Source organism: Achromobacter sp. ISS7 (genome assembly GCF_056523125.1).
Genome location: NZ_JAWRZD010000001.1, coordinates 2,316,328 through 2,338,406 on the forward strand (window position 1 = coordinate 2,316,328; position 22,079 = coordinate 2,338,406).

Genomic DNA, 22,079 nt, shown 5'->3' on the forward strand with positions numbered 1-22,079 from the left:
GCACTGGAGTTTGTCGTGTCCCCGTTCCCCGCGCTGCCGCGCCGCCCTCGCCTGTCCCACCCCCTGCTGCTGGCGCTGTCGCTGGCCTTGGCCCCGTTCTCGACGCGGGCGCAAACGCCCGCCGCCGACGCCGCGTCGCCGACCGCCGCCTCGACCCCGCCCGAAGCCAGCGCCACCGAGCTGCCCGCCGTCACCGTGACCGCGCGCCGGCGCGAGGAAAGCGCGCAGGATGTGCCCATCAGCATGACCGTGCTGAACGGCGAACAGCTGCGCGCCGACGCCTCGCCGCAGGCCGGCAACGCCGGGCTGGCGCGCTCGGCGCCCAACCTGGCGTTCACCGACACCGGCGGCCAGAATTCCAACGTCTTCACCATCCGCGGCGTGGGCTCGTTCGCGCCGCTGTCGCCGGACGACACCTCGGTGGTGATGTACGCCAACGACGTGCCGCGCTCGGTCTACGGCGCGCCGCCGACGCTGCTGGACGTGAACCGGGTCGAGGTGCTGCGCGGACCGCAAGGCACGCTGTTCGGCCGCAACACCCAGGGCGGCGCCATCAACGTGATCGCCAACCAGCCGGTGTTCGACCGCGAATACACCGTGCGCGGCGAGATCGGCTCGCACGGCCACCGCCTGGGCGAGCTGATCGCCAACGAGGTCCTGTCGGACACCGTGGCCGCGCGCCTGGCGCTGCGCTACACCACCGTGGACGGCTCCATCCCCAACCTGGCCTCGGGCGGCAAGGATGGCTGGGCCGACGTGGGCGCGGCGCGCGCCACGGTGTTGTGGACGCCCGGCGCCAACACGGTGGTGACCGTCACCGGCTCGTACGACCAGCAGAAGGCCGCGGCGCCGCGCTTCGTCTGGCTGCAGAACCCGCGCTTTCCGCAGACCGCGTCCGACCCCGAGAACAAGATCGACTGGAAGGACAGCAGCGGCAGCGTCAAGGTCGAGCACGAGTTCGAAAGCTTCACCCTGACCTCGCTGACCAGCTACCTGGATTCGCGCTCGCGCCAGGCCTTCGACCTGACCGACGGCCTGGTCTATTCGGCGATGACCGGCCGGCCCGCGTCCGTGTACAACGTGCCCTACGCCGACTACGCCGACATCCGCTTCCAGGAGCAGAGCTGGCAGCAGGAATTCCGCCTGAGCTCGCCGGAAACCAGCGCGCTGGGCTGGACCGTGGGCGCCAACTACTTCCATTCCAGCTTCCGCAACGACACCACCGCCAAGGCGTCGCCGGCGGCGTTCAACTTCCAGACCCAGAACGGCACCCAGGCCAACCGCATCAAGACCGACAGCGCCTCGCTGTTCGGCGAGGCCAGCGTGCCGCTGACGCCCCGGCTGAAGGCGCTGGCCGGCCTGCGCTACACGTACGAGTCCAAGGACGCCCGCTACCGCTACGCCGGCAACGGCAATCCCGCGGTGGTGGCGAACTTCAGCCAGCACGACACGCTGTCCGACAATTTCGTCACCGGCCGCACCGGCCTGTCGTATGACTGGAGCGACACGCTGATGACCTACGCCACGGTGTCGCGCGGCTATGTCTCGGGCGGCTTTGCCGGCGTCTCCGTCAACACGCCGACCGGCAAGCCGGAAACGCCCTTCGAGGCCTCGACCAGCTGGACCTACGAGCTGGGCTTCAAGTCGCAATGGCTCGACCGTCGCCTGGACCTGAACGGCTCGGTGTTCCTGAACGAGGTCAAGCGCGGCCACCTGATCGTATTCAACCCGTCGGCGCTGCTGTTCACGCCGGCCTCGCTCGATTACCGCAGCAAGGGCGCCGAACTGGAGTTCGCGGCGCGCGTGCATCCCAACGTCAAGCTGATCGGCGGGGCCGGCTATACCCATGCCGAACTGGTCTCGGTGCCCGCCGGCAGCGCCACCGGCGCGCAGTCGGGCAACCGCGTGCCCAACGTGCCGCGGCTGACCGCCAATCTGGGCGTGGAAGTCGAGGCGCCGGCGCGGCCGCTGGGCCTGCCCGGCCAGCTCACCGGCCAGGTCGTCTGGCAGCACGTCGGCGCGCGCGGCCGACGTGAAGGAAAGCTTCACCCTGCCCGCCTACGACGTGGTCAACCTGCGCGCCGGCTGGCGCGACGGACCGCTGGAAATCTACGGCTTCGTCTACAACCTGTTCGACAAGCAATACATGGTGGCGGGCCAGAGCTGGGGACCGACGGTCAGTTCGGTGCGGCTGGGCCAGGAACGGCTGGCCGGCGTCGGCATGAGCTGGAAGTTCTGACATGACGAGTCCGCACCACGCCGCGACCGCGCCCTGGGCGCGCCTGGCCGCCATCGCCGCGCTGTACGTGTCGCTGGGCGCGGTGCTCGGCTTCGTGCAGGGCGGCATCGGCCCGATCCTGCGCGGCAAGGGCCACACGCTGGCCTCAATGGCGCCGGTGTTCGCGCTGTACCTGCCGTTCGGCGTGACCTTCCTGTGGGCGCCGCTGGTGGACCGCTGGCGCCTGCCCTGGCTGGGCCGGCGCAGCGGCTGGATCGTGGCGGCGCAGGGCCTGGCGGTGCTGCTGGTGGCCGCGATCGCGCTGGGCGGCGCGCTACCGCTGGCCGCGCTGTTCGGGCTGGGCCTGGCGACGACGCTGGCGGTCGCCACCATGGACGTGGCGCTGGACGCCTGGACGGTCGAGCACATCGCCGCCCCCCACCGCGGCGCGGCGTCGGCGGCCAAGGTGGGCGGCCTGTCGCTGGGCGCGGTGCTGGGCGGCGGCGTGCTGGTGGGGCTATATGCGCGGCTGGGCTGGGAAGGGGTGCTGCTGTTGCTGGCCGCCGTGATGGCGCTGGCGACGCTGCCGGCCTGGCGCCTGCCCGACCCCGCCATGCCGGCGGCGTCGCGGCAGGCGCGACCGAGCCTGCGCGCGGCCCTGCGCCAGCCGGCCATGGCCGGCCGCCTGCTGCGCATCAGCCTGGTCACGTGCGCGCTGATGGCGCTGTTCAACCTGAACCGGCTGATGCTGGTGGACCTGGGCGTGCCGCTGGCGCGCATCGGCTGGGTGCTGGGGGTGGCGGCGCCGCTGGCCAACCTGGCGATGGCGCTGGCGTTGCCGGCCGCGTCGCGGCGCTGCGCCCCACGGCCCTTGCTATGGGCCCTGCTGGCGGCCACCGTGGCCGGCGCGCTGGCCATCGTCATGGCCCTGCGCACCGGCAACGCCGACCTCGCCATCGCGGCCTCGATCGCGATCAGCGCCTGCGTCAGCGGCCTGTACATCGTCATGGGCGGCCTGATCCTGGGCTGGGCGGCGGGCGGCCAGGCCGCCACCGACTATGCGCTGCTGTATGGCCTGGGCCGCTTCGTCGGCACGCTGGCGCTGCTGGGCATGCCCGCGCTGATCGCCCGCACCGGCTGGCCGGCGTTCTATGCGATGGCCGCCGCCTGCGCCACGCTGGCCGTCGGCGTCTTCATGGCGGCGCTGCGAAAAACCTGATCCCTGTCGGCACAAAGGCGGCAAGCCCCGTAAACTTCCGGACATTCCCATTGAGATAGATCATCGTACCCAGGGTATTGCTTCGGATAGGCTTATGCGAAATGTGAAAGACAAGTCCGCCCCCGACAAGGACAGCTATTTGTTCTCCGACCAGATTGGACACCTGCTGCGGCGCGTGTACCAACGGCATACCGCCCTGTTCCAGCAGTACATCCCCGATTCGCAGCTGACCGCCGCGCAGTTCGTCGTGCTGTGCTCAGTGCGCGACAACCAGGGCAGTTCGCTGGCGGATATCGTCAAGGCCACGGTCATCGACCAGGCCACGGTGCGCGGCGTGGTGGACCGGCTCAAGCAGCGCGAGCTGGTGCGGGTCGACCACGACCCGCACGATCGCCGCAAGGTGGTGATCAACCTCACGCCGGTGGGCCAGGAGCTGGTCCGCAAGATGGAACCCTTCGCCCTGCAGATCACCGAAAGCACCTACGGCAAGCTCAATCCCGCCGAGCGCCTGGCGCTGGAATTCCTGCTGCGCAAGATGATCGAGGGCGACGCCGCGGAGTGAGGAGTACGGACCACCGGAGTACGGGCGGCCCGCGGCCGCCCGATGTCACGCCACCCCTGTAGCGCGGATCAGTCCAGCGCGCGGTTGCGCGACTCGACGTCCACGGCGCGGATGGCGAAGGCCGCGGCCACCAGCATGCTCGACAGCACCGCCAGCGCCAGCGTGAAGTGCGTGGCCATGATGGGCGCGATGATGGCCGGCGCGAACAGGCCGCCAAAGCGCGCCACGGCGCCCGCCAGCCCCATGCCGCTGGCGCGCAGGTCGGTCGGGTAGACCTCGGGCGTGAAGGCGTACAGCGCGCCCCAGGTGCCCAGCAGCGCGAAGCTCATCAGCAGCGTCGAGCCGATCACCAGGAAGCTGGAGGTGCCGAAGCTGTACAGCATGCATCCCACCGCGCTCAGGATCAGGAAACCGACCAGCGTGGGCTTGCGACCCCAGCGTTCCACCCCGTAGGCCGACAGCGCGAAGCCCGGCAATTGCACCAGCGCCAGCAGCACCAGGAATTCCTGGCCGCGCATGAACGCGAAGCCCTGGCTGCTCAGCTTGATCGGCAGGTAGACGAAGACACCGTAGTAGGCGATCGAGATCAGCGCCCAGGCCAGGCACAGCGCGATGCTGCGGCGGCGCAGCACGCTCGAGAACAGCGCCGACAGCGGCTTGCGCTCATGCAGTTCCGGCTTGAGCTCGGGGATGTCGGTCGGCCGGCCGTTGACGCGCGCCACGCGCTCGAGCACCTTGCGCGCCTGCCCCGACTTGCCGTTGCGGTTCAGGTACATCGGCGACTCGGGAATGTAGAAGCGCAGCACCACGCCGATCAGCGCCGGCAGGCCGGTGACGAAGAAGATCACGCGCCAGGCATCATCGCCCCACGACAGCGCGGCCAGGGCCAGCAGCGCCAGGCAGATCGTGCCCAGGGCCCAGAACGATTCCAACAGCACCAGCCAGCGGCCGCGGCGCTCGCTCGGCAGGAACTCGGCCATCATGGTGTAGTCCACCGGCAGCGTGCCGCCGACACCGATGCCGGTGACGAAGCGCAGCAGCAGCAACCAGGCGAAGTCCGGCGCGAAGGCCGAGGCCACGCCGGCGCAGGCGTCGATGACCACCGCCATCATCAGCACCGGGCGGCGGCCGATGCGGTCGGCCAGGCGGCCGAAGGCGAAGGCGCCGATCAGCATGCCGACGAAGAACGCGGTGCCGGTCTGCAGCGCCTCGGGCACCGGAATGCCGAAGGTGCGGGCAATCGAAGGCGCGCTGAAGCCGATCGACAGCACCTGCATGGCGTCGGCCAGCCAGACCAGCCCGAAGATCATGAACAGCCGGTACTGGAACTTGCCGACGCCGGCTGTCTTGATGCCTTGTTCCACCGTGATGAATGAAGCTGACATATGCGTGATTCCCTTTGTGTGCCGCGCACAGGATCCGCGCCCGAAACAGGCGTCGGCCCCGGTTCGGTACGTGGCCGCCCCCGCGGATGCGGGATGCAGCAACGCCCCTCGGCGCCTGGCGGGTGCCGATGGAAAACCGATGCGCGCGATGTTGTGTCGCGAGGCGCGGCCGGACCCGCCATGGGCCGATCCGCCACCCCGTCTTCCCCTTACTGTGGCTGCGCGTGCTGGCGCAGCCTGCCTATGGTCGTCGTATCAACTGGCCAAGCCTCTTCCTCCGGCGCGAACCGCGCGCGCAAATAGTCGATCAAATCGCCGATCTGCCTGTCGTCCAGGCTGTTGCCGAAACCCGGCATGTACCCCAGGGCGTCGTCGGCCGGCGCCTGGATGCCATTGAGGATCACCTGGATCAGGTTGTCGGGCGATGCGGCATGCAGATTGGTGTTCTGGCCCAGCAGGGGCTTGACCCCGAACAGGGTGGGTCCGCTGCCGGCTTCATGGCAGACGGCGCAGGCGTTCTGATAGATGCGTTCGCCGCTGGCGCGGCGCAGCGTGATCGCTTCGCTGGCGGCGGCGGGCGCGGCGGTGCCGGTCGCGGTGGTCGCGGTCGTGGCGGCCGCTGTGGCTGTAGCGGCGGCGCTTGCCGTGGCCGCGGCCGTCGCGCGTGCCGGCGCCTGCCCCGGCACCGCCATCAGGTAGGTCACGATGGCCTTCAGGTCGCTGGCCGGCAGTTCGGCCAGCCCATGAATCACGGGCGCCATGGGGCCCGCCGCCACGCCATGGCGCGGCGAATAGCCCGTGCGCAGGTACTGGAACAGTTCCTCGCCCGACCAGGCCCGCTCGCCCGTGGCCAGCTGGTTCAGGGCCGGGGCGTTCCAGCCCTCGGCCTGACCACCGGCCAGGTAGTCCAGGCCGCCCTTCTCCGCGCCCAGGCGGTTGCGCGGCGAATGGCAGGCGGCGCAATGGCCCACGCCCTCGACCAGGTAGGCGCCGCGATTCCACTCGACGTCCTGCGACGGATCCGGCGCGAACGGCTTGGGGTCGTGGAACAGCAGGTTCCAGCCGGCCAGCAGCGGCCGCAGGTTGAACGGAAAACCCAGCTCGGTGCGCGGCGGCGTGGCGGCGACGGCGGGCTGCGACATCAGGTAGCCGTACAGCGCCTGCAGGTCGGCGTCGCTGAGCTTGGCGTAGGCCGTGTAAGGGAACGCCGGATAGAGCTGGCGTCCGTCCTGGTGGATGCCCTGGCGCATGGCGCGTTCGAAGGCCGCGTACGACCAGCGGCCGATGCCGGTCTGCGCGTCGGGCGTGATGTTGGTCGAATAGATGATGCCGAACGGCGTCTCCAGCGCCAGCCCGCCGGCGTTGCGGGCGCCGCCCGGCGCGGTGTGGCAGGCCACGCAGTCGCCGGCGGCGGCCACCAGCCGGCCGCGCTCGATCGCCTGCGCCGAATACAAAGAGGCGTCGGGCCCGGCCGTCAGCGGCAGCGCCGGTTTCAGCGGCCACAACGCGGTGGCCAGCGTCGCCAGCCCGGCCGCGCCGGCCGCCAGCCAGCCCCAGCCGCGGCGCAACGCGCCCTTGGCGGGCGCGCGCCGGTCCGCCAGCGCCAGCCGCAGCTGGCCCGCGTCGAACGGCGCCTGCCGCAGGCGCACGCCGGTGGCATCCTGGATGGCGTTGGCGATGGCGGCGGCGGCTGGCAGTGTCAGCACGCCGTCCACGTCGAGCCGCCCTTCCCGCAATGGCGCGGGCGTCGCCGGCGGCGCGACGGTCAGCGCGTCCGCGCCCGTGGCCGAAGACACCGGCGTGGCGCCGCGCCACGCGTCGAACGCCGCGGGTCCCGTGATGAGGCGGCGGGCATCGGCCAGCCGCTCCGGTTGCTGGCGCGTGATGGCCAGGCGCGCGGTCGCGCCCTGCGCGGCGCGCAGGTCCTGGCTGTCGTGGCCGGCCACCACCCGCGTCACCTCGATCCGTCCGGTCGCGGGCTGGATCGCCACATCGGCCACCCAGGCGCTCCAGACCATGTGCGCCGAGCCGTCCTCGGCCTCGCAGCGCACCTGCGCGGTGGCGAAACCGCTGCCGCGCAGCAGGCCGTCGCCGGCCGCCATCGCGTCCTGCGACATCGCCGCCTGCGCCTGGTCCACTACCTGCCGCGCCAATTCACGGCCACGGTCATCGGCCAGGTGCCGCAGCCGCCAGCGCACCGGATCCTCGCCGGCCGCCAGCGCCCGTTCGTGCCACAGGCTTTCGCCGGCGAACACCTGGGCCGCATTCAACTCATCGACGCCCGCATGCAGCAGGGCATGCGACGCCGCCGGCGCCAGCACCGGGCTGTCGCCCTGCACCGTGGCCTGGCCACTGGCCTGCGCGCGGCCCGGCCGCGCCAGCAGGCGCGCCAGGCTGGGGCGCACGGCCCACGGCTGGCGCGAACGCAGCGCCGGGCCCGCGGCCAGGTCGGCCTCGCGCAACGCCAGGGTGGCCGCCGTCGCCGGCCGGCAGGCCACGCACACCGGCCGCCCCACCGCCTCGGACAACAGCGCGGCATCGGCGGCCGCATCCAGCAGATCGAGCGCGTGCGCGGGCTGCCCGGCCTCGGCCGCGCCCCGCGGCCAGGCGGCCACGCGCACCGCATGCTCGGGCCAGTCCATCAACGCCGCCAGTTCGCGCCGCGCCAGGGCATGCGACGCCCCCGTATCCGGCGGCAGCCACAGCGTCAGGCGGCCATCCAGGCACCAGGCCGCGACGCGCGCGCCGGACGCGGTGTCGGCCGGCCGCCATAGATATTCACGATCCTCGTCCGAACCCTCGGGGTCTTCCTCGCGCGGCGGCGGCCCTTCGCCGCGCCACACAGGCGCCATGCAGGCCAGCGCCTGCCGCGCATGCTGGGGCGTCACCGCCACCACGCCGACGAAATGTTCCCGCCGCAACACGGCCACCACGCCCGTCTGGGCCCGCCCTTCCTCCAGGCGCACGCTGTCGAGCGCGCTGCCGCGATAGCGGGTGCCATCCCAACCGGCCGCGGGCGGACGCAGGGCCAGCCCGTGCAGCAGGTCGGACGGCGGCTCGACGGCGAACGCCGCGGCCTCGGGCAGCCACGCGCTCATGCGTCGGCCCCTTCGGGTGCGCCCAGCCGCGCCGTGGCGTCCGCGCGCAATTGCACCGCGCGCAGCGCCGCCTGCATGATCTCGACGTGGGTGCCGCAGCGGCACAGGTTGTGATGCAGCTCGCTGCGCAGCGCCTGCTCGGACGGCGCCGGGTCGCGGCGCAGCAGCGCCTCGACCGTCATGATCATGCCGTTCAGGCAATAGCCGCACTGGGCCGCCTGGCATTCGATGAAGGCGCGTTGCGTCGGCCCGGGCCGCTCGCGCGACCCCAGGCCTTCGAGCGTGGTGACCTCGCGCCCTTGCGCCGCCTTCACCGGAATCACACAGGAACGCGCCGCCACTCCGTCGATCAGCACCGTGCAGGCGCCGCACTCGCCCAGGCCGCAGCCGTACTTCGGCCCGTTCAGCGCGAGGTCGTTGCGCAGCACCAGCAGCAGCGACGTTGCCGCCGGCGCCGCCACGCACACGGCGGCGCCATTGACCATCAGGCCGATCGGCTCGGCGGCGGGCGGGGTGATGGCGGAATGTCCCATGGTGTGCGTGGCGAAGGTCCGGTGGATGAAGGACGGCGGGCGCGTCAGGCCGCCGCCTTGGCCTTCGGATCGACCAGCGGCTCGCTGAACACGTCGTAGCCGAAACACCAGGCGGGATCTTCATTGGTCCGCAGCCAGGTGTTGTCGTGCGAAATGCGCTGCACCTTGCTGGCGCGCTCGGCGCGGTTGGCCTCGTACAGCGCGAAAGCCAGTTCGTGATTATGCGCCCCGACTTCCTTGAGGCAACGCACCAGCATCGCGCCGTCCTCGATGGCCATGGCCGCGCCCTGCGCCATGTGCGGCTTCATCGGGTGGCAGGCATCGCCCAGCAGCACCAGGCGGCCACGGCTCCACAGCGGCAAGGGGTCGCGTTCCAGCAGCGACCACTTGGTCACCTCGACGGTGGCGTCGATCAGCGCCTGCACCGTGGGATGCCAGCCCTGGAAGGCCTCGCGCATCTCGTCCTTGCTGCTGGGCAGCCAGCGGTCGTTCAGGTCCCACTGCTCGACCGGCACGCCGGTCACGTAGTAGAGCTCGTCGGCCTTGCTGGTGACGAAGTACGTCATCATGTGGCGGTCATCGGTCCACCACTTCACGCAGGCGTCGAACGGCAGCATGCCGGCCTTGACCTCGGGCGTGGGGAACACCGCGCGGTGGGCCAGGTAGCCGGCGTACTTGGGGGGCTCGGGTCCCAGCAGTTCGTCGCGGATGTGGGAATTGACGCCGTCGGCGCCGATCACGATGTCGGCATGCTCGACGCTGCCATCGGCAAAGCGCATCTCGACATCGGCGCCGCGGTCGGTGACGCCGACCAGGTGCTTGGAATACGCCATCACGCGCTCGGGGAGCGCCTCGATCAGCAGGGCGTGGAAGTCGCCGCGGTGCACCGTCAGGTACGACGCGCCGTAGGTCTTGACGGCGTAGTCGCCCAACGGGATCTGCGCCAGCACGTCGCCGGTCATGCCGTGGCGGCTGTACCAGTAATCGGGGTGCGAACCCTGCGCGTTGAGGGCGTCCTCGATGCCGATGCGGCGCAGGATCTTCATCACGTTGGGGCCGACATGGATGCCGGCGCCCAGCCGCGAAAAACTCGGCGCCTGTTCGTAGACGCGCACGTCGAAGCCTTCCTGAAGCAGGAGCGATGCGGTGGCCGCGCCACCAAGGCCGGCGCCGATCACGGCGATGCGGGGGGATTTAGACAAGAGGCTCTCCTACTTTTCTATGCATACACTCTATTTTTTCCAGATGGAAATTCGCACCATCGTGGATCCGAAACAGCACGACGACGTCCAAAACAGTGCATTTTTATGCACATATAGGTAAAAACCACTATGAACATCGGCTTTGCGATTCACCTCGCTGTTTGCAAGAATAGAGCGTCTACACTGTTTTTTTAATTTATCGAAAACCCTAAGACGGATCCAAGCTTCGAGCTCATGCGCGTGATTTCCCCAGCGCGTGGCCCAAGCGACTCCGCCCGGATTCCGTCCCGCCATCGACTTACCCGGAGCACGGCATGAGCCAACCATCCAGCACCTTCCTGTACGGCGCCAACGTCCACGCCAACGGCATCCGCCAGCACTACCTGCGCTACGGCGGCGCGGAGGGCGCGCGCGCCGAACGCGACGCGCTCATCCTGATCCCCGGCATCACCAGCCCCGCCGTGACCTGGGGCTTCGTGGCCGAACGCCTGGGACAGCGCTACGACACCTACGTGCTGGACGTGCGCGGCCGCGGCCTGTCGAGCGCCGATCCCGAGCTGGACTACGGCCTGGACGCACAGGCCGCCGACGTGCTGGCCCTGGCCGAGGCGCTGGGGCTGGAACGCTATGCGCTGATGGGCCATTCCATGGGCGGCCGCATCGCGGTGCGCGCGGCGCGCAGCCAGCCGGCCGGCCTGACGCGGCTGGTCATCGTCGACCCGCCCGTCTCGGGCCCGGGCCGCCGCCCCTACCCCGCCAAGCTGGCCTGGTACGTCGATTCGATCCGCCAGGCCACGCACGGCATGGACGCCGAGGCCATGCGCGCGTTCTGCCCGACCTGGACCGAGGAACAGCGGCGCCTGCGCGCGCAATGGCTGCACACCTGCCACGAGCCCGCCATCGTGCGCAGCTTCGAGGACTTCGGCCGCGACGACATCCACGCCGACCTGCCGCGCGTGCGCGTGCCGCAGCTGCTCATGACCGCCGAGAACGGCGGCGTGGTCGGCGACGACGACGTCGCCGAATGGCAGGGCCTGGCGCCCGATACGCTGCACCGGCGCGTGCCCGCCGCCGGCCACATGATTCCGTGGGACAACGAGGCGGGCTTCCACGAAGCGCTTGGCGACTTCCTCGAACCGCGCGGCTGAACGCCCGTCCGCCTTCCCTTACGCCACAGGAGTCCGCCATGCCCGTCAGCGACATCGACCTGATCCGCGCCTGGAAACAGGTGCTCACGCTTTCCCGCCTCGAAGCCGGCCAGACCGTGACCGTGCTCACCGGCGCCGATACCCATCCGCAGACGCTGCGCTGCGCCATCGCCGCCGCCGGCGATATGGGTGCGCGCGTCAACCGCCTGGACCTGCCGCCGGTCAACGGCGAGAAGTCCCTCAGCCGCGATTCGCTGGCCTACCTGGGCACCACGCCGCTGACCGGCAACCCGGCGGCCATTGCCGCACTCAAGGCCAGCGACCTGGTGCTGGACCTGATGACGCTGCTGTTCTCGCCCGAGCAGCACGAGATCCTGCAGGGCGGCACCAAGATCCTGCTGGCGGTCGAGCCGCCCGAGATCCTCTGCCGCCTGGTGCCGACCGAGGCCGACCGCGCCCGCGTGCGCGCCGCCGCCGCGCGCATTGCCCAGGCGCGCCAGATGCGCATTACCTCCAAGGCGGGCACCGATCTGCGCTGCCGCCTGGGCAGTTTCCCGGCGATCTCCGAATACGGCTTCGTCGACGAGCCCGGCCGCTGGGACCACTGGCCCAGCGGCTTCGTGCTGACCTGGCCGGACGAGGGCCACAGCAACGGCCAGGTGGTGCTGGACCGCGGCGATATCCTGCTGCCGATGAAGGACTACGTGACCGACCCGATCACCCTGACCGTCGAACACGGCTACGTCACCCGCATCCAGGGCGGCCTGCAGGCCGAGGTGCTGCGCGACTACATGGCCTCCTATGAAGACCCCGAGGCCTACGCCGTCTCGCACATCGGCTGGGGCCTGCAGCCGCGCGCCCACTGGTCGATGCTGGGCCACTACGGCAAGGAAACCCACATCGGCATGGACGCGCGCGCCTTCGAGGGCAACTTCCTGTGGTCCATGGGTCCGAACAACGAGGCCGGCGGCCAACGCACCACCGCCTGCCACATCGACATCCCGATGCGCCATTGCACGGTCATGCTCGACGAAAGCGCCGTCGTCATCGACGGCGTGGTGCAGGACGAACCCGGGCTGGCCCGCGCCGCCCGCCGCAAGGAGCTCGCATGACCGCCACCCCGACCCCGCCCGCCGGCGACATCTCGGCCTACGCCCGCCAGGGCTTCGGCACGCCGCTGCCGCTCAAGGCGCCCTTCGGCCTGCTGATCATCGACTTCGTCAACGGTTTCGCCGACCCCGCCGTGTTCGGCGGCGGCAACATCCCGCCGGCCATCGAACGCACCCGCTCGCTGCTGGCGCACGCGCGCGAACAGGGCTGGCCGGTGGCGCACAGCCGCATCGTGTTCTCGGACGACGACGCCGACAGCAACATCTTCTGCCTGAAGGTGCCGGGCATGCTGACGCTCAAGGAAGACAGCCACAACAGCGCCATCGTGCCGCAGCTGGCGCCCGCGCCCGGCGAGTACGTGGTGCGCAAGAGCACGCCGTCGGCGTTCTACGGCACCATGCTGGCGCCATGGCTGGCGCAACGTGGCGTGCAGACGCTGGTGGTGGCCGGCTGCGTCACCAGCGGCTGCGTGCGCGCCAGCGTGGTCGACGCCATGCAGGCCGGCTTCCGGCCGCTGGTGGTGTCCGACTGCTGCGGCGACCGCGCGCTGGGGCCGCACGAGGCCAACCTGTTCGACATGGCGCAGAAATACGCCGCCGTCATGCCGCTGGACCAGGCCCTGGCCGACATCGGCGCGCTGGCGGCATAATCGTTGATCGGCCCCGATCGCCTTCGCCCATGAACCTGCCCCATCCCCGCGCGCAGCACGACGCGCTGCTGACCCACCCCGACGCGCTGCTGGTCGTGCGCGCGCCGACCGCGCCGCCGCGCCCGGCGCCCGGGCAGCCGGGCGTGGTCTCGGATTACATCCAGGACACGCCCGAGATTTTCGTGGCGGTGCTGGCCGATGACGCCGCGCCAGGCGGCTGGCGCGCGCTGGCCTTCAACGGCCACGTTGACCTCGGCACCGGCATCCGCACCGCGCTGGCGCAGATCGTGGCCGAGGAACTGCACGTGCCGATGGCGCGGCTCGACATGGTGCTGGGCCATACCAATGCCACCCCCAACCAGGGCCCCACCATCGCCAGCGCCAGCATCCAGATCTCGGCCGCGCCCTTGCGGCGCGCCGCGGCCCAGGCGCGCGAGCAACTGCTGGCGTGGGCCGCGCGGCAATGGAACGTGGCGCCCGACACGCTGCGCTTGCGCGACGGCATCGTGCGGCCGGCCGATACGGCCGACGAACGCGCGCTGCACTACGGCCAATTGGTGCGGGACCAGCACACCCGGCTGGACCTGGCCGGCGACGACAGCCAGGTCCGGCTCAAGCCGCCGGGCGACTACACCGTGGTGGGCCGCGCCGTGGCGCGCGTGGACATTCCCGCCAAGGCCACCGGCGAACTGAGCTTCGTGCACGACGTGCGCGTGCCCGGCATGCGCCATGGCCGCGTGGTGCGCCCGCCGCACCCCGGCCGCGACGCCGGCGACTTCATCGGCCACTGCCTGATCGACGTCGACGTTGACTCCGTCGCGCACCTGCCGGGCCGGGTCCAGGTGGTGGTGCAAGGCGATTTCATCGGCGTGGTGGCCGACCGCGAGGAACAGGCCGAAGCCGCCATGCGCGCGCTCAAGGTGCGCTGGAAGCCGGTGCCGCCCGCGCCCGTGCTCGACGACCTGGCCAGCGCCATCCGCGCCAACCCCGCGCGCCGCCGCCTGCTGCTGGAGGAAGGCGACGTCGAGGCCGCCTGTGCCGCCGCCCCCGTACACTTGCGCCGCGCCTACGTCTGGCCCTACCAGATGCACGCCTCGATCGGGCCGTCGTGCGCGGTGGCCGATCATCGCGACGGCCGCCTCACCGTCTGGGCCGGCACCCAGAATCCGCACATGCTGCGCGCCGACCTGGACCGCCTGCTCAAGCTGGGCGAAGACCGCATCGACATCATCCGCATGGAGGCCGCCGGCTGCTACGGGCGCAACTGCGCCGACGACGTCTGCGCCGACGCCGCGCTGCTGTCGGCCGCCGTCGGCGCGCCGGTGCGGGTGCAGCTGATGCGCGACCAGGAACACCAATGGGAACCCAAGGGCACCGGCCAGCTGATGGACGTGGCGGCGGCGCTGGATGCCGACGGCAACCTGCTGGCCTATGACTTCGAGGTGCGCTACCCGTCCAACGACGCGCCGCTGCTGGCGCTGCTGCTGACCGGCGGCGTGTCCGGCGAGCCGCGCGTGCTGGAGATGGGCGACCGCACCTCGGTGCCGCCGTACCGCTATGCCAGCCGCCGCATCGTCTGCCACGACACCGCGCCGCTGGTGCGCGCCTCGTGGCTGCGCGGCGTCTCGGCCCTGCCCAGCTCGTTCGCCCACGACTGCATGGTCGACGAACTGGCCGAAGCGGCTGGCGCCGATCCGGTCGCGTTCCGGCTCAGGCACCTGGACGATGCGCGCGCCATTGCGCTGCTGGAAGCGACCGCTGCGCGCGCCGGCTGGCATGAACGGCCGCCCGGCAGCCGCGGCGCGCCCGATGCCGACGGCCGCCTGCGCGGACGCGGCGTGGCCTACGCGCGCTACGTGCACAGCAAGTTCCCCGGCTTCGGCGCCGCCTGGGCGGCCTGGGTCATCGACCTGAGCGTGGACCCCGCCAGCGGCCGCATCGCCATCACCCGCGTGGTCGTGGGCCAGGACACCGGCATGATCGTCAACCCCGATGGCGTGCGCCACCAGATCCATGGCAACATCAACCAGACCCTGAGCCGCTGCCTGCTCGAACGCGTGCGATTCGATGCGGCCGGCGTCGCCAGCCGCGAATGGGGCGGCTACCCCATCATCGGCTTCAAGGACCTGCCGCCCATCGACGTGCTGCTGATGCCGCGCCAGGACGAACCGCCGATGGGCGCCGGCGAGTCCGCCTCGATTCCCGGGCCCGCGGCCATCGCCAACGCCCTGTTCGACGCCACCGGCAGGCGCTTCTACGAGGCGCCCTTCACGCCCGACGTGGTGCGCGCCGTCCTCGCCCGCCCCGACCGTCCCCGAGATCCGCATGATTGATATCGACACCCTGGTCCTGCAACAGGCCGCGCAATGGCAGCGCGACGGCGTGCCCGCGTGGCTCGTCACGGTGGCGCGCACCTGGGGCTCGTCGCCGCGCCCGCCGGGCGCGCTGATGGCCCTGAACGCCCACGGCGACGTCGCCGGATCGGTGTCGGGCGGCTGCATCGAGGACGATCTGGTCGCCCGCGTGCGCGCCGGCGCGGCGTCGACTACGCGGCCCGAGGTCCTGCGCTACGGCGTGCACGCGGACCAGGCGCGCCAGTTCGGCCTGCCCTGCGGCGGCACCCTGGAACTGGTGATGGAAGCCATCCGCCCCGCCAGCCAGCTGCCCGCGTTGCGCGATCACTGCCTGCGCCGCGATTGCATCGAGCGCGAGCTGGACCTGGCCACTGGCGCCGTCAGCCTGCGGCCCGGCCCCGCCGACGGCCTGCCGCGCCTGACGGCCACCACCTTCACCTCGCATTTCGGCCCGTCGGTGCGGCTGATCGTGATCGGCGCGGGCGACACCACCGGCTATCTGTGCCAGATCGCGCTGACGCTGGGTTTCGAGGTCATCGTCTGCGATCCGCGCGACACCCAGTCGCCGGCCTGGACGATGCCGGGCGCGGTCCACAGCCGCGAGATGCCCGACGACCTGATCTTGCGCCTGCGACCCGACCGCCGCACCGCCATCATCGCGCTCAGCCACGATCCCAAGCTCGATGACCTGGCGCTGATCGACGCCCTGCAGTCGCAGGCGTTCTATGTGGGCGCGATCGGATCGCGCCGCAACAGCGACACGCGCCGCGCCCGGCTGCGCGAGCATTTCGACCTGACCGACGCCGACCTGCGGCGGCTGCGCGGCCCCGCCGGCGTCTACATCGGCAGCAAGACGCCCGCCGAAATCGCCCTGTCGATCATGGCCGAGATCGTTGCCGCCAAGAACGGCGTGGCGCCCGACGCGCTGGCAAGCGTGGCCGCCGGCAAGGCGCGCGACGGCATCCCGCGCGACAGCGCCCAACTGGCCAGCGCCTGCCCTCTCTGATTCCGCCATGCCCGCCGCCATCGCCGCCATCATCCTCGCCGCCGGGCACGGATCGCGCCTGGGCGGACGCGCCAAGCCGGCGCTGCGCATCGATGGCGTGAGCCTGCTTGAGCGACTGGCCCAGGGCTTGCGCGACGCGGGCGTCGCGCCCATCCGCGCCGTCATCGGCCCGTATGCCGGCCTCCTGGCGCCGCTGGCGCAACGCGCCGCGATCGAGCCGCTGCCGCATGCGCGGCCGGACGCCACGCTGGCCGATTCCCAGCGCCTGGCGCTGCGCGAACACGCGCGCGTCCATCCCGGGCATGACCTGTTGCTGGTGCTGGCCGACCTGCCGCTGCTGGACAGCCGCGCCATCGCCGACCTGCTGGCGCAATGGCGCGCCTGCGCGCCCGGCACGGACAGCCTGCGCCCGCGCGTCGACGGCGCGCCGGGCCACCCATTGCTGTTGTCAGCCGCCGCGGTGCGCTCGGCCAACCTGCTGCCGCCCGGCGCCGGGCTGCGCCAATGGCTGGCCTCGCAGGGCGGCCGCCACGCCACGTTCGACAGCGGCAACCGCGCCTACGTGACCGACCTGGACACGCCCGACGACCTGCGGGCATTGCGCCAAACGCTGGCGCCGGCCCGCGTCGACTGGCCGCCCGAGGCGGGCTGAGGCTCGTCCCAGATCTACCCCAAACCCGACTCATGCCCGCGTCAACGCCGCCTCAGGCCAGGCTGCGCATGGCCTGGTCCATGTCGGCGATCAGGTCTTCCTCGTGCTCCAGGCCGATGGAAATGCGGATCAGCCCTTCCGACACGCCGGCCGCGTCGCGCTCGGCCGCCGGCACGCCCGAATGCGTGGTCGAGGCCGGATGGCACACCAGCGATTCGGTGCCGCCCAGGCTCACCGCCGACTTGAACAGGCGCAGCGCGTTGATGAAGCGGAACGCCTTGGCGCGGCCGCCGTCCAGCACGAACGCGAAGGTCGAGCCCGGCCCGCTGCACTGGCGCTTGTAGACCGCCTGGTAGGCCTCGTCGGCGATGATCTCGGGGTGGTAGATGCGCACCTTCTCGTGCGGGTTGCCGGCCAGCCATTGCGCCACCCGGGTGGCGCTGCGCGCGGCCTGCTTCATTCGCAGCACCACGGTCTCCATCGAGCGCGTGATCATCCAGCACGAATGCGGATCGAGCTGCGAACCGAAGGCGCTGCGGATCGCCCGCACCTTCTTGATCAGGTCCTTGGTGCCGGTGACCGCGCCGGCCACCAGGTCGCTGTGGCCGCCCACGTACTTGGTCAGCGAATACACGCACAGGTCCACGCCATGCTCGGCCGGCTTCTGGAAGATGGGGCCCAGCAGCGTGTTGTCGCACACCGAGATCGGACGGTAGCCATGGCGCGCGGCGAACGCGTCCAGCTCGGCCGTCACCGCCTGGAAGTCGATCAGCGCATTGGTCGGATTGGCCGGCGTTTCCACGTAGAACAGCTTCACCGGCCCCTTGGCCGCGGCCGCCTCCAGCGCGTCGCGCATGCTCTGCGCCGACAGGCCGTCGTGGATCGGATGCGAGCCGATGCCCCATTCCGGGAAGATCTTGGCGATCAGGGTCTCGGTGCCGCCATACAGCGGCACGGACTGCACCAGCTGGTCGCCCGGGCGCAGGAACGCCAGGAACACGGCGCTGATCGCCGACATGCCGCTGGAGGTCACCGCGGCGTCCTCCGAGCCGTCCAGCAGCGACAGGCGGTCCTCGACGATTTCCAGGTTGGGATGGTTGAAGCGGCTATACACCAGCCCGGCCGACTCGCCCTGCGGCAGCGGCTTGCGGCCCGACACCAGGTCGAAGAATTCGGCGCCGTCCTCGGCCGAGCGGAAGGCGAAGGTGGACGTGAGGAACACCGGCGGCTTGACCGCGCCTTCGGACAGGAACGGGTCGAAACCGTACGACATCATCTGCGTTTCGGCATGCAGGGGACGGCCGGAGATGTCTTTCTTGTGATAGCTGGAATAACTCATGGTGTGCCTCTCAAGGGGAATTGCGGCCTACCGGACGGCGGTATCACGGGTTCGGACACGATAGCGCCGCCGGCCAGGCGATGCAGCGAGTATGGGCCTGCCGGGCCACAATATTCTTTCCATTTCTACTTCCGAAACGGGATAATGGGAAATATCGTTTCCCACAGCCTTGAAATCATGAAAGAGACTGCCTTGTTACATCAACTTGACGCGATCGATTGGAAAATCATGAAAATCCTTCAAGAAGATGGCCGGCTCTCCAACGCCGAACTGGCCGAGCGCGTCTCGCTGTCGGCCTCGCCCTGCTGGAAGCGCCTCAAGCGCCTGGAAACCTCGGGCGTCATCCGCGGCTACCAGGCCATCCTCGACCGCCGCGCGCTGGGCATGGGGGTGGTGGCGTTCGTCAGCATCTCGCTGGAAAACCACACCGAGAAAACCTGCCACGCGTTCGAGGCCGCCGTGGCCGCCATGCCCGAGGTGCTGGCCTGCCACAACACCACCGGCCAGCACGACTACCTGCTGCACATCGTGGCGCGCGACTTCGACGCCTATTCCGAATTCGTGCGCAACCGGCTGCGCACCCTGCCCGGCGTCAAGGAACTGCTCAGCACGCTGTCGATGCACGAAGTGAAGTCGTCGACCAAGCTGCACCTGTGATCCGCGCCGCCAACCGAAAAACCACAATCGCAAGGAGTGTCACGAAGCTGTAGCGACCCGTACCTAGAGTGTCGATTCCGATTGAATCCCAAAGAGGACTTCCTGTTATGAAATCGACTCTCCGCATCGCGGCGGCTGGCGCCTGCCTGTCCGTCTTCAGCTTCTCCCCCGCCCTCGCGGCGACAGCCACTTCCAGTTCGGTCCAGCTCTACGGCCTGATCGACACCGGTCTGCAGTACATCAACAACGGTCCCGGCGGCAACAGCAAGACGGGCATGAGCACGGGCAACCTGAGCGGCTCGCGCTGGGGCCTGCGTGGCACCGAAGACCTGGGCGACGGCCTGTCGACCGTGTTCGTGCTGGAAAACGGCTTCGACTCCGACAACGGCCAGACCATGCAGGGCGGCCGCCTGTTCGGCCGCCAGGCCTACGTCGGCCTGTCGAGCAAGAGCCTGGGCCGCCTGACGCTGGGCCGCCACAACACGCTCATGATCGACTGGATGAGCAAGTACAACCCGTTCGACAACGCCAACTTCTCGATCAAGCGCCCCGACGCCGCTTTCTCCGACCGCACCGACAACGCGGTGATGTACGTCGGCAAGTTCGGCCCCGTGTCCGTCGGCGGCTACTACAGCTTCGGCTGGAACAACGAGCAGTCGTTCGACGACAAGACGCTGGGCCGCATGATCGGCGGCGGCGTGCGCTACCAGTCGGGCGGCCTGGACGCCGGCGTGCTCTATCACTCCAAGAACGCCGACAAGCCGGCCAGGGGCGCCAACAGCGACAACCGCGAAGACCGCATCGTCGCGGGCCTGTCGTACGACTTCGAGGGCTTCAAGGTCTACGCCGGCTACCGCTGGCTCGAGCAGAAGCTGACGCAGCGCAACTACAAGAACAACCTGACCTGGCTGGGCGTGACCTACCTGCCGGTGTCGAACAACCGCCTGTCGTTCGCCGTGTACCACCTGAACGACTCGGTCTGCGACGACATGAACAACGCCGTCTGCCCGGCCGCGCAAGCCGCCGGCACCGGCCAGAAGTCCACCATGTTCGTCCTGGGCAACGAATATGACCTGTCCAAGCGCACCACCGTCTACGCCGTCGCGGCCTATGCGGTGAACGACGACAAGTCGGCGCAGAGCGTGATCGGCGGCAAGTACGGCGCCAACGTCGAACCGGGCAAGAACCAGTTCGGCCTGAACCTCGGCCTGCGGCACCGGTTTTGAGCGCGCTTGAACTTTCCGCGGGCAGCACGGCGATCGCCGTGCGCGGCCTGCGGCACGCCTTCAACGGCCACACCGTGCTGGACGGCGTCGACCTGGACGTGCCCGCGGGCACCGTCCTGGCGCTGCTGGGCCCGTCGGGCTGCGGCAAGAGCACCCTGCTCAAGTCGCTGGCCGGCCTGCTGCGGCCGCAGGCCGGCAGCATCGCCTTCGGCGATGCCGTCGTCTGCGACGCGCGGCGCCACGAGCCGCCGGAACATCGCAGCCTCGGCATGGTGTTCCAGGACTACGCGCTGTGGCCGCACATGAGCGTGGCCGGCAACGTCGCCTTTCCGCTGGAAATGCGCGGCGTCGCCCGGCGCGACCGGCCGGCCCGGGTGCAGGAAGCCCTGGCCCTGGTCGGCCTGGGCGAACACGCCGCGCGCCGCCCGTCGGAACTGTCGGGCGGCCAGCAGCAGCGCGTCGCGCTGGCCCGCGCCATCGTGGCGCGGCCGCGCGTGCTGCTGTTCGACGAGCCGCTGTCCAACCTGGACCGGGCCCTGCGCGAATCGCTCTGCGTCGAGATCGGCGCGCTGCTGCGCCGGCTCGGCACCACCGCCGTCTATGTCACCCACGACCACGAGGAAGCCCATGCCCTGGCGCACACGATCGCCCGCATGGCCAACGGCCGCATCGCCGACCTCGTGATGTCCAAACCCCAGGACTCTGCCTAAAATGCCCAACGCACCCATTTCAAAACTACTTGCCACGTTCTTTATGACGCTTTCGTTCGGATTGGCCTCGGGCCAGGCCAAGGCGCTGACCGTTTACACCGCGGGCCCCGGCGGCCTGATCAAGCAATTGGCGGCGGGCTTCCAGGAAAAGACCGGGATCAAGGTCGACGTGTTCCAGGCCACCACCGGCAAGGTCATGGCCCGGCTCGAAGCCGAGTCGGCCAACCCGCGCGCCGACGTGCTGATCTCGGCCTCGTGGGACACCGCGCAGGACCTGGACCAGCGCGGCTGGCTGCTGGCCTATGAAAGCCCCAACGCGGCCCAGGTGCCGGCCCGCTTCAAGACCCCGACCTACGTGGCGCAGGGCATCTCGGCGCTGGGCATCGTCTGGAACTCGCGCAGCGGCACGCCCGAGCCGCGCGACTGGTCCGACCTGACCGGCCCGCAGTTCAAGCAGAAGGTCACCACCCCCGACCCGGCCCTGTCCGGCGCCTCGCTCGACCTGCTGCTGGGCCTGCAAAGCGCCCAGGGCGAAGCGGCCTGGAAGCTGTTCGAGACGCTGCGCGACAACGGCATGACCATCTCCGGCCCCAACGCCCAGGCGCTGACGCCGGTGCTGCAAGGCGCCAAGGCGGCCGTGTTCGGCGCGGTCGACTACGTGTCGTACGCCAGCGTCGAGAAAGGCGAATCGATCAAGGTGATCTTCCCGTCCAGCGGCACCGCCATCGCGCCGCGCCCGATGATGATCCTGAAGACCACCAAGGCGCCCGACCAGGCCCGCCAGTTCATCGACTACGTGCTGTCCGAGGACGGCCAGCGCGCCGTCGCCGACGCCTGGCTGATGCCGGCGCGCCAGGACGTGGCCGGCAAGCGGCCGCTGTTCAAGGACCTGGCCCTGCTGCCCGAGACCGCGCCCGGCGCCTCGCGCGCCGAGGTGCTGGCGCGGTTCGCGCGCCTGTTCGGCCAACACTGACAGGCCGGGATGCCGGCGCGCCCGGCATCCCCTCCCCG

General features: G+C 70.4%; 18 protein-coding genes. 13 read left to right on the top strand and 5 right to left on the bottom strand.

Going from position 1 to position 22,079, the window contains the following annotated elements:
• Positions 1–15: 15 nt before the first annotated feature.
• From AC1HFW_RS10415 to AC1HFW_RS10425, 3 genes are all read left to right on the top strand, one after another.
• Positions 16–2,244, top strand: coding sequence for a TonB-dependent receptor (locus AC1HFW_RS10415; protein WP_479283146.1), 2,229 nt, complete (start codon positions 16–18; stop codon positions 2,242–2,244).
• Positions 2,241–3,437, top strand: a complete 1,197-nt coding sequence (locus AC1HFW_RS10420) for an MFS transporter (RefSeq protein ID WP_479283148.1) — start codon at positions 2,241–2,243, stop codon at positions 3,435–3,437. The genes AC1HFW_RS10415 and AC1HFW_RS10420 overlap by 4 nt, the downstream gene beginning before the upstream one ends.
• 94 nt (positions 3,438–3,531) lie before the next feature.
• Entirely contained in the window at positions 3,532–3,999 is a 468-nt protein-coding gene (locus tag AC1HFW_RS10425) for a MarR family winged helix-turn-helix transcriptional regulator (RefSeq protein WP_006395461.1), read from the top strand.
• A gap of 68 nt (positions 4,000–4,067) precedes the next feature.
• Here the strand turns inward: AC1HFW_RS10425 and AC1HFW_RS10430 are convergent, their stop codons facing one another.
• The 4 genes from AC1HFW_RS10430 to AC1HFW_RS10445 form a co-directional block, all read right to left on the bottom strand.
• Positions 4,068–5,384 (bottom strand): MFS transporter, encoded by a 1,317-nt coding sequence (locus AC1HFW_RS10430; RefSeq protein WP_061070952.1) that lies wholly within the window; start codon positions 5,382–5,384, stop codon positions 4,068–4,070.
• 209 nt (positions 5,385–5,593) lie between these two features.
• On the bottom strand, positions 5,594–8,482 hold the full coding sequence (locus AC1HFW_RS10435; RefSeq protein WP_479283150.1) for a c-type cytochrome: 2,889 nt from the start codon (positions 8,480–8,482) through the stop codon (positions 5,594–5,596).
• Positions 8,479–9,015 (bottom strand): (2Fe-2S)-binding protein, encoded by a 537-nt coding sequence (locus AC1HFW_RS10440; protein ID WP_479283152.1) that lies wholly within the window; start codon positions 9,013–9,015, stop codon positions 8,479–8,481. Before AC1HFW_RS10440 ends, AC1HFW_RS10435 begins: the two co-directional genes overlap by 4 nt.
• Before the next feature lie 44 nt (positions 9,016–9,059).
• Positions 9,060–10,217, bottom strand: coding sequence for an FAD-dependent monooxygenase (locus tag AC1HFW_RS10445; RefSeq protein WP_104021466.1), 1,158 nt, complete (start codon positions 10,215–10,217; stop codon positions 9,060–9,062).
• A 314-nt stretch (positions 10,218–10,531) separates the two neighbouring features.
• Between AC1HFW_RS10445 and AC1HFW_RS10450 the strand changes: the two genes are divergently transcribed.
• From AC1HFW_RS10450 to AC1HFW_RS10475, 6 genes are read left to right on the top strand one after another with little or no spacing between them, the layout of a single operon-like run.
• On the top strand, positions 10,532–11,365 hold the full coding sequence (locus AC1HFW_RS10450) for an alpha/beta fold hydrolase (RefSeq protein ID WP_241075311.1): 834 nt from the start codon (positions 10,532–10,534) through the stop codon (positions 11,363–11,365).
• Between the two features lie 38 nt (positions 11,366–11,403).
• Positions 11,404–12,477, top strand: a complete 1,074-nt coding sequence (locus tag AC1HFW_RS10455; RefSeq protein ID WP_061070949.1) for a 2,5-dihydroxypyridine 5,6-dioxygenase NicX family protein — start codon at positions 11,404–11,406, stop codon at positions 12,475–12,477.
• A complete protein-coding gene (locus tag AC1HFW_RS10460; RefSeq protein WP_061070948.1) occupies positions 12,474–13,124 on the top strand; it encodes an N-carbamoylsarcosine amidohydrolase in 651 nt (216 codons plus the stop codon). The genes AC1HFW_RS10455 and AC1HFW_RS10460 overlap by 4 nt, the downstream gene beginning before the upstream one ends.
• Before the next feature lie 29 nt (positions 13,125–13,153).
• On the top strand, positions 13,154–15,457 hold the full coding sequence (locus AC1HFW_RS10465) for a xanthine dehydrogenase family protein molybdopterin-binding subunit (RefSeq protein WP_479283154.1): 2,304 nt from the start codon (positions 13,154–13,156) through the stop codon (positions 15,455–15,457).
• Positions 15,450–16,484, top strand: a complete 1,035-nt coding sequence (locus AC1HFW_RS10470; RefSeq protein ID WP_479283155.1) for an XdhC family protein — start codon at positions 15,450–15,452, stop codon at positions 16,482–16,484. The genes AC1HFW_RS10465 and AC1HFW_RS10470 overlap by 8 nt, the downstream gene beginning before the upstream one ends.
• Positions 16,485–16,491: 7 nt before the next feature.
• Positions 16,492–17,136 carry a nucleotidyltransferase family protein gene (locus AC1HFW_RS10475; RefSeq protein WP_479283156.1) on the top strand — a complete coding sequence of 215 codons (645 nt, stop codon included), beginning with the start codon at positions 16,492–16,494 and terminating at the stop codon, positions 17,134–17,136.
• Positions 17,137–17,188: 52 nt separating this feature from the next.
• Here AC1HFW_RS10475 and AC1HFW_RS10480 read toward each other — a convergent pair whose 3' ends face one another.
• Positions 17,189–18,475 carry a cystathionine gamma-synthase family protein gene (locus AC1HFW_RS10480; protein WP_006395473.1) on the bottom strand — a complete coding sequence of 429 codons (1,287 nt, stop codon included), beginning with the start codon at positions 18,473–18,475 and terminating at the stop codon, positions 17,189–17,191.
• Between the two features lie 177 nt (positions 18,476–18,652).
• On the opposite strand from AC1HFW_RS10480, the gene AC1HFW_RS10485 reads away from it, so the two are divergent.
• The 4 genes from AC1HFW_RS10485 (at position 18,653) to AC1HFW_RS10500 (ending at position 22,041) form a co-directional block, all read left to right on the top strand.
• On the top strand, positions 18,653–19,132 hold the full coding sequence (locus tag AC1HFW_RS10485) for an Lrp/AsnC family transcriptional regulator (RefSeq protein WP_081104957.1): 480 nt from the start codon (positions 18,653–18,655) through the stop codon (positions 19,130–19,132).
• A gap of 107 nt (positions 19,133–19,239) precedes the next feature.
• On the top strand, positions 19,240–20,358 hold the full coding sequence (locus AC1HFW_RS10490) for a porin (RefSeq protein ID WP_479283158.1): 1,119 nt from the start codon (positions 19,240–19,242) through the stop codon (positions 20,356–20,358).
• Complete coding sequence (locus AC1HFW_RS10495; RefSeq protein WP_479283160.1) at positions 20,355–21,068, top strand: ABC transporter ATP-binding protein; 714 nt, start codon at positions 20,355–20,357, stop codon at positions 21,066–21,068. The genes AC1HFW_RS10490 and AC1HFW_RS10495 overlap by 4 nt, the downstream gene beginning before the upstream one ends.
• 43 nt (positions 21,069–21,111) lie before the next feature.
• Positions 21,112–22,041 carry an ABC transporter substrate-binding protein gene (locus AC1HFW_RS10500; RefSeq protein WP_192579567.1) on the top strand — a complete coding sequence of 310 codons (930 nt, stop codon included), beginning with the start codon at positions 21,112–21,114 and terminating at the stop codon, positions 22,039–22,041.
• The last annotated feature ends 38 nt before the right edge of the window (positions 22,042–22,079 follow it).

Bases quoted from the DNA above. Each gene is read 5' to 3' on its own strand.
- AC1HFW_RS10470 (WP_479283155.1), top strand. From the start codon at position 15,450: ATGATTGATATCGACACCCTGGTCCTGCAACAGGCCGCGCAATGGCAG.
- AC1HFW_RS10480 (WP_006395473.1), bottom strand. From the start codon at position 18,475: ATGAGTTATTCCAGCTATCACAAGAAAGACATCTCCGGCCGTCCCCTG.
- AC1HFW_RS10485 (WP_081104957.1), top strand. From the start codon at position 18,653: ATGAAAGAGACTGCCTTGTTACATCAACTTGACGCGATCGATTGGAAA.
- AC1HFW_RS10460 (WP_061070948.1), top strand. From the start codon at position 12,474: ATGACCGCCACCCCGACCCCGCCCGCCGGCGACATCTCGGCCTACGCC.
- AC1HFW_RS10465 (WP_479283154.1), top strand. From the start codon at position 13,154: ATGAACCTGCCCCATCCCCGCGCGCAGCACGACGCGCTGCTGACCCAC.
- AC1HFW_RS10450 (WP_241075311.1), top strand. From the start codon at position 10,532: ATGAGCCAACCATCCAGCACCTTCCTGTACGGCGCCAACGTCCACGCC.
- AC1HFW_RS10440 (WP_479283152.1), bottom strand. From the start codon at position 9,015: ATGGGACATTCCGCCATCACCCCGCCCGCCGCCGAGCCGATCGGCCTG.
- AC1HFW_RS10430 (WP_061070952.1), bottom strand. From the start codon at position 5,384: ATGTCAGCTTCATTCATCACGGTGGAACAAGGCATCAAGACAGCCGGC.
- AC1HFW_RS10435 (WP_479283150.1), bottom strand. From the start codon at position 8,482: ATGAGCGCGTGGCTGCCCGAGGCCGCGGCGTTCGCCGTCGAGCCGCCG.
- AC1HFW_RS10490 (WP_479283158.1), top strand. From the start codon at position 19,240: ATGAAATCGACTCTCCGCATCGCGGCGGCTGGCGCCTGCCTGTCCGTC.
- AC1HFW_RS10475 (WP_479283156.1), top strand. From the start codon at position 16,492: ATGCCCGCCGCCATCGCCGCCATCATCCTCGCCGCCGGGCACGGATCG.
- AC1HFW_RS10425 (WP_006395461.1), top strand. From the start codon at position 3,532: ATGCGAAATGTGAAAGACAAGTCCGCCCCCGACAAGGACAGCTATTTG.
- AC1HFW_RS10500 (WP_192579567.1), top strand. From the start codon at position 21,112: ATGACGCTTTCGTTCGGATTGGCCTCGGGCCAGGCCAAGGCGCTGACC.
- AC1HFW_RS10420 (WP_479283148.1), top strand. From the start codon at position 2,241: ATGACGAGTCCGCACCACGCCGCGACCGCGCCCTGGGCGCGCCTGGCC.
- AC1HFW_RS10455 (WP_061070949.1), top strand. From the start codon at position 11,404: ATGCCCGTCAGCGACATCGACCTGATCCGCGCCTGGAAACAGGTGCTC.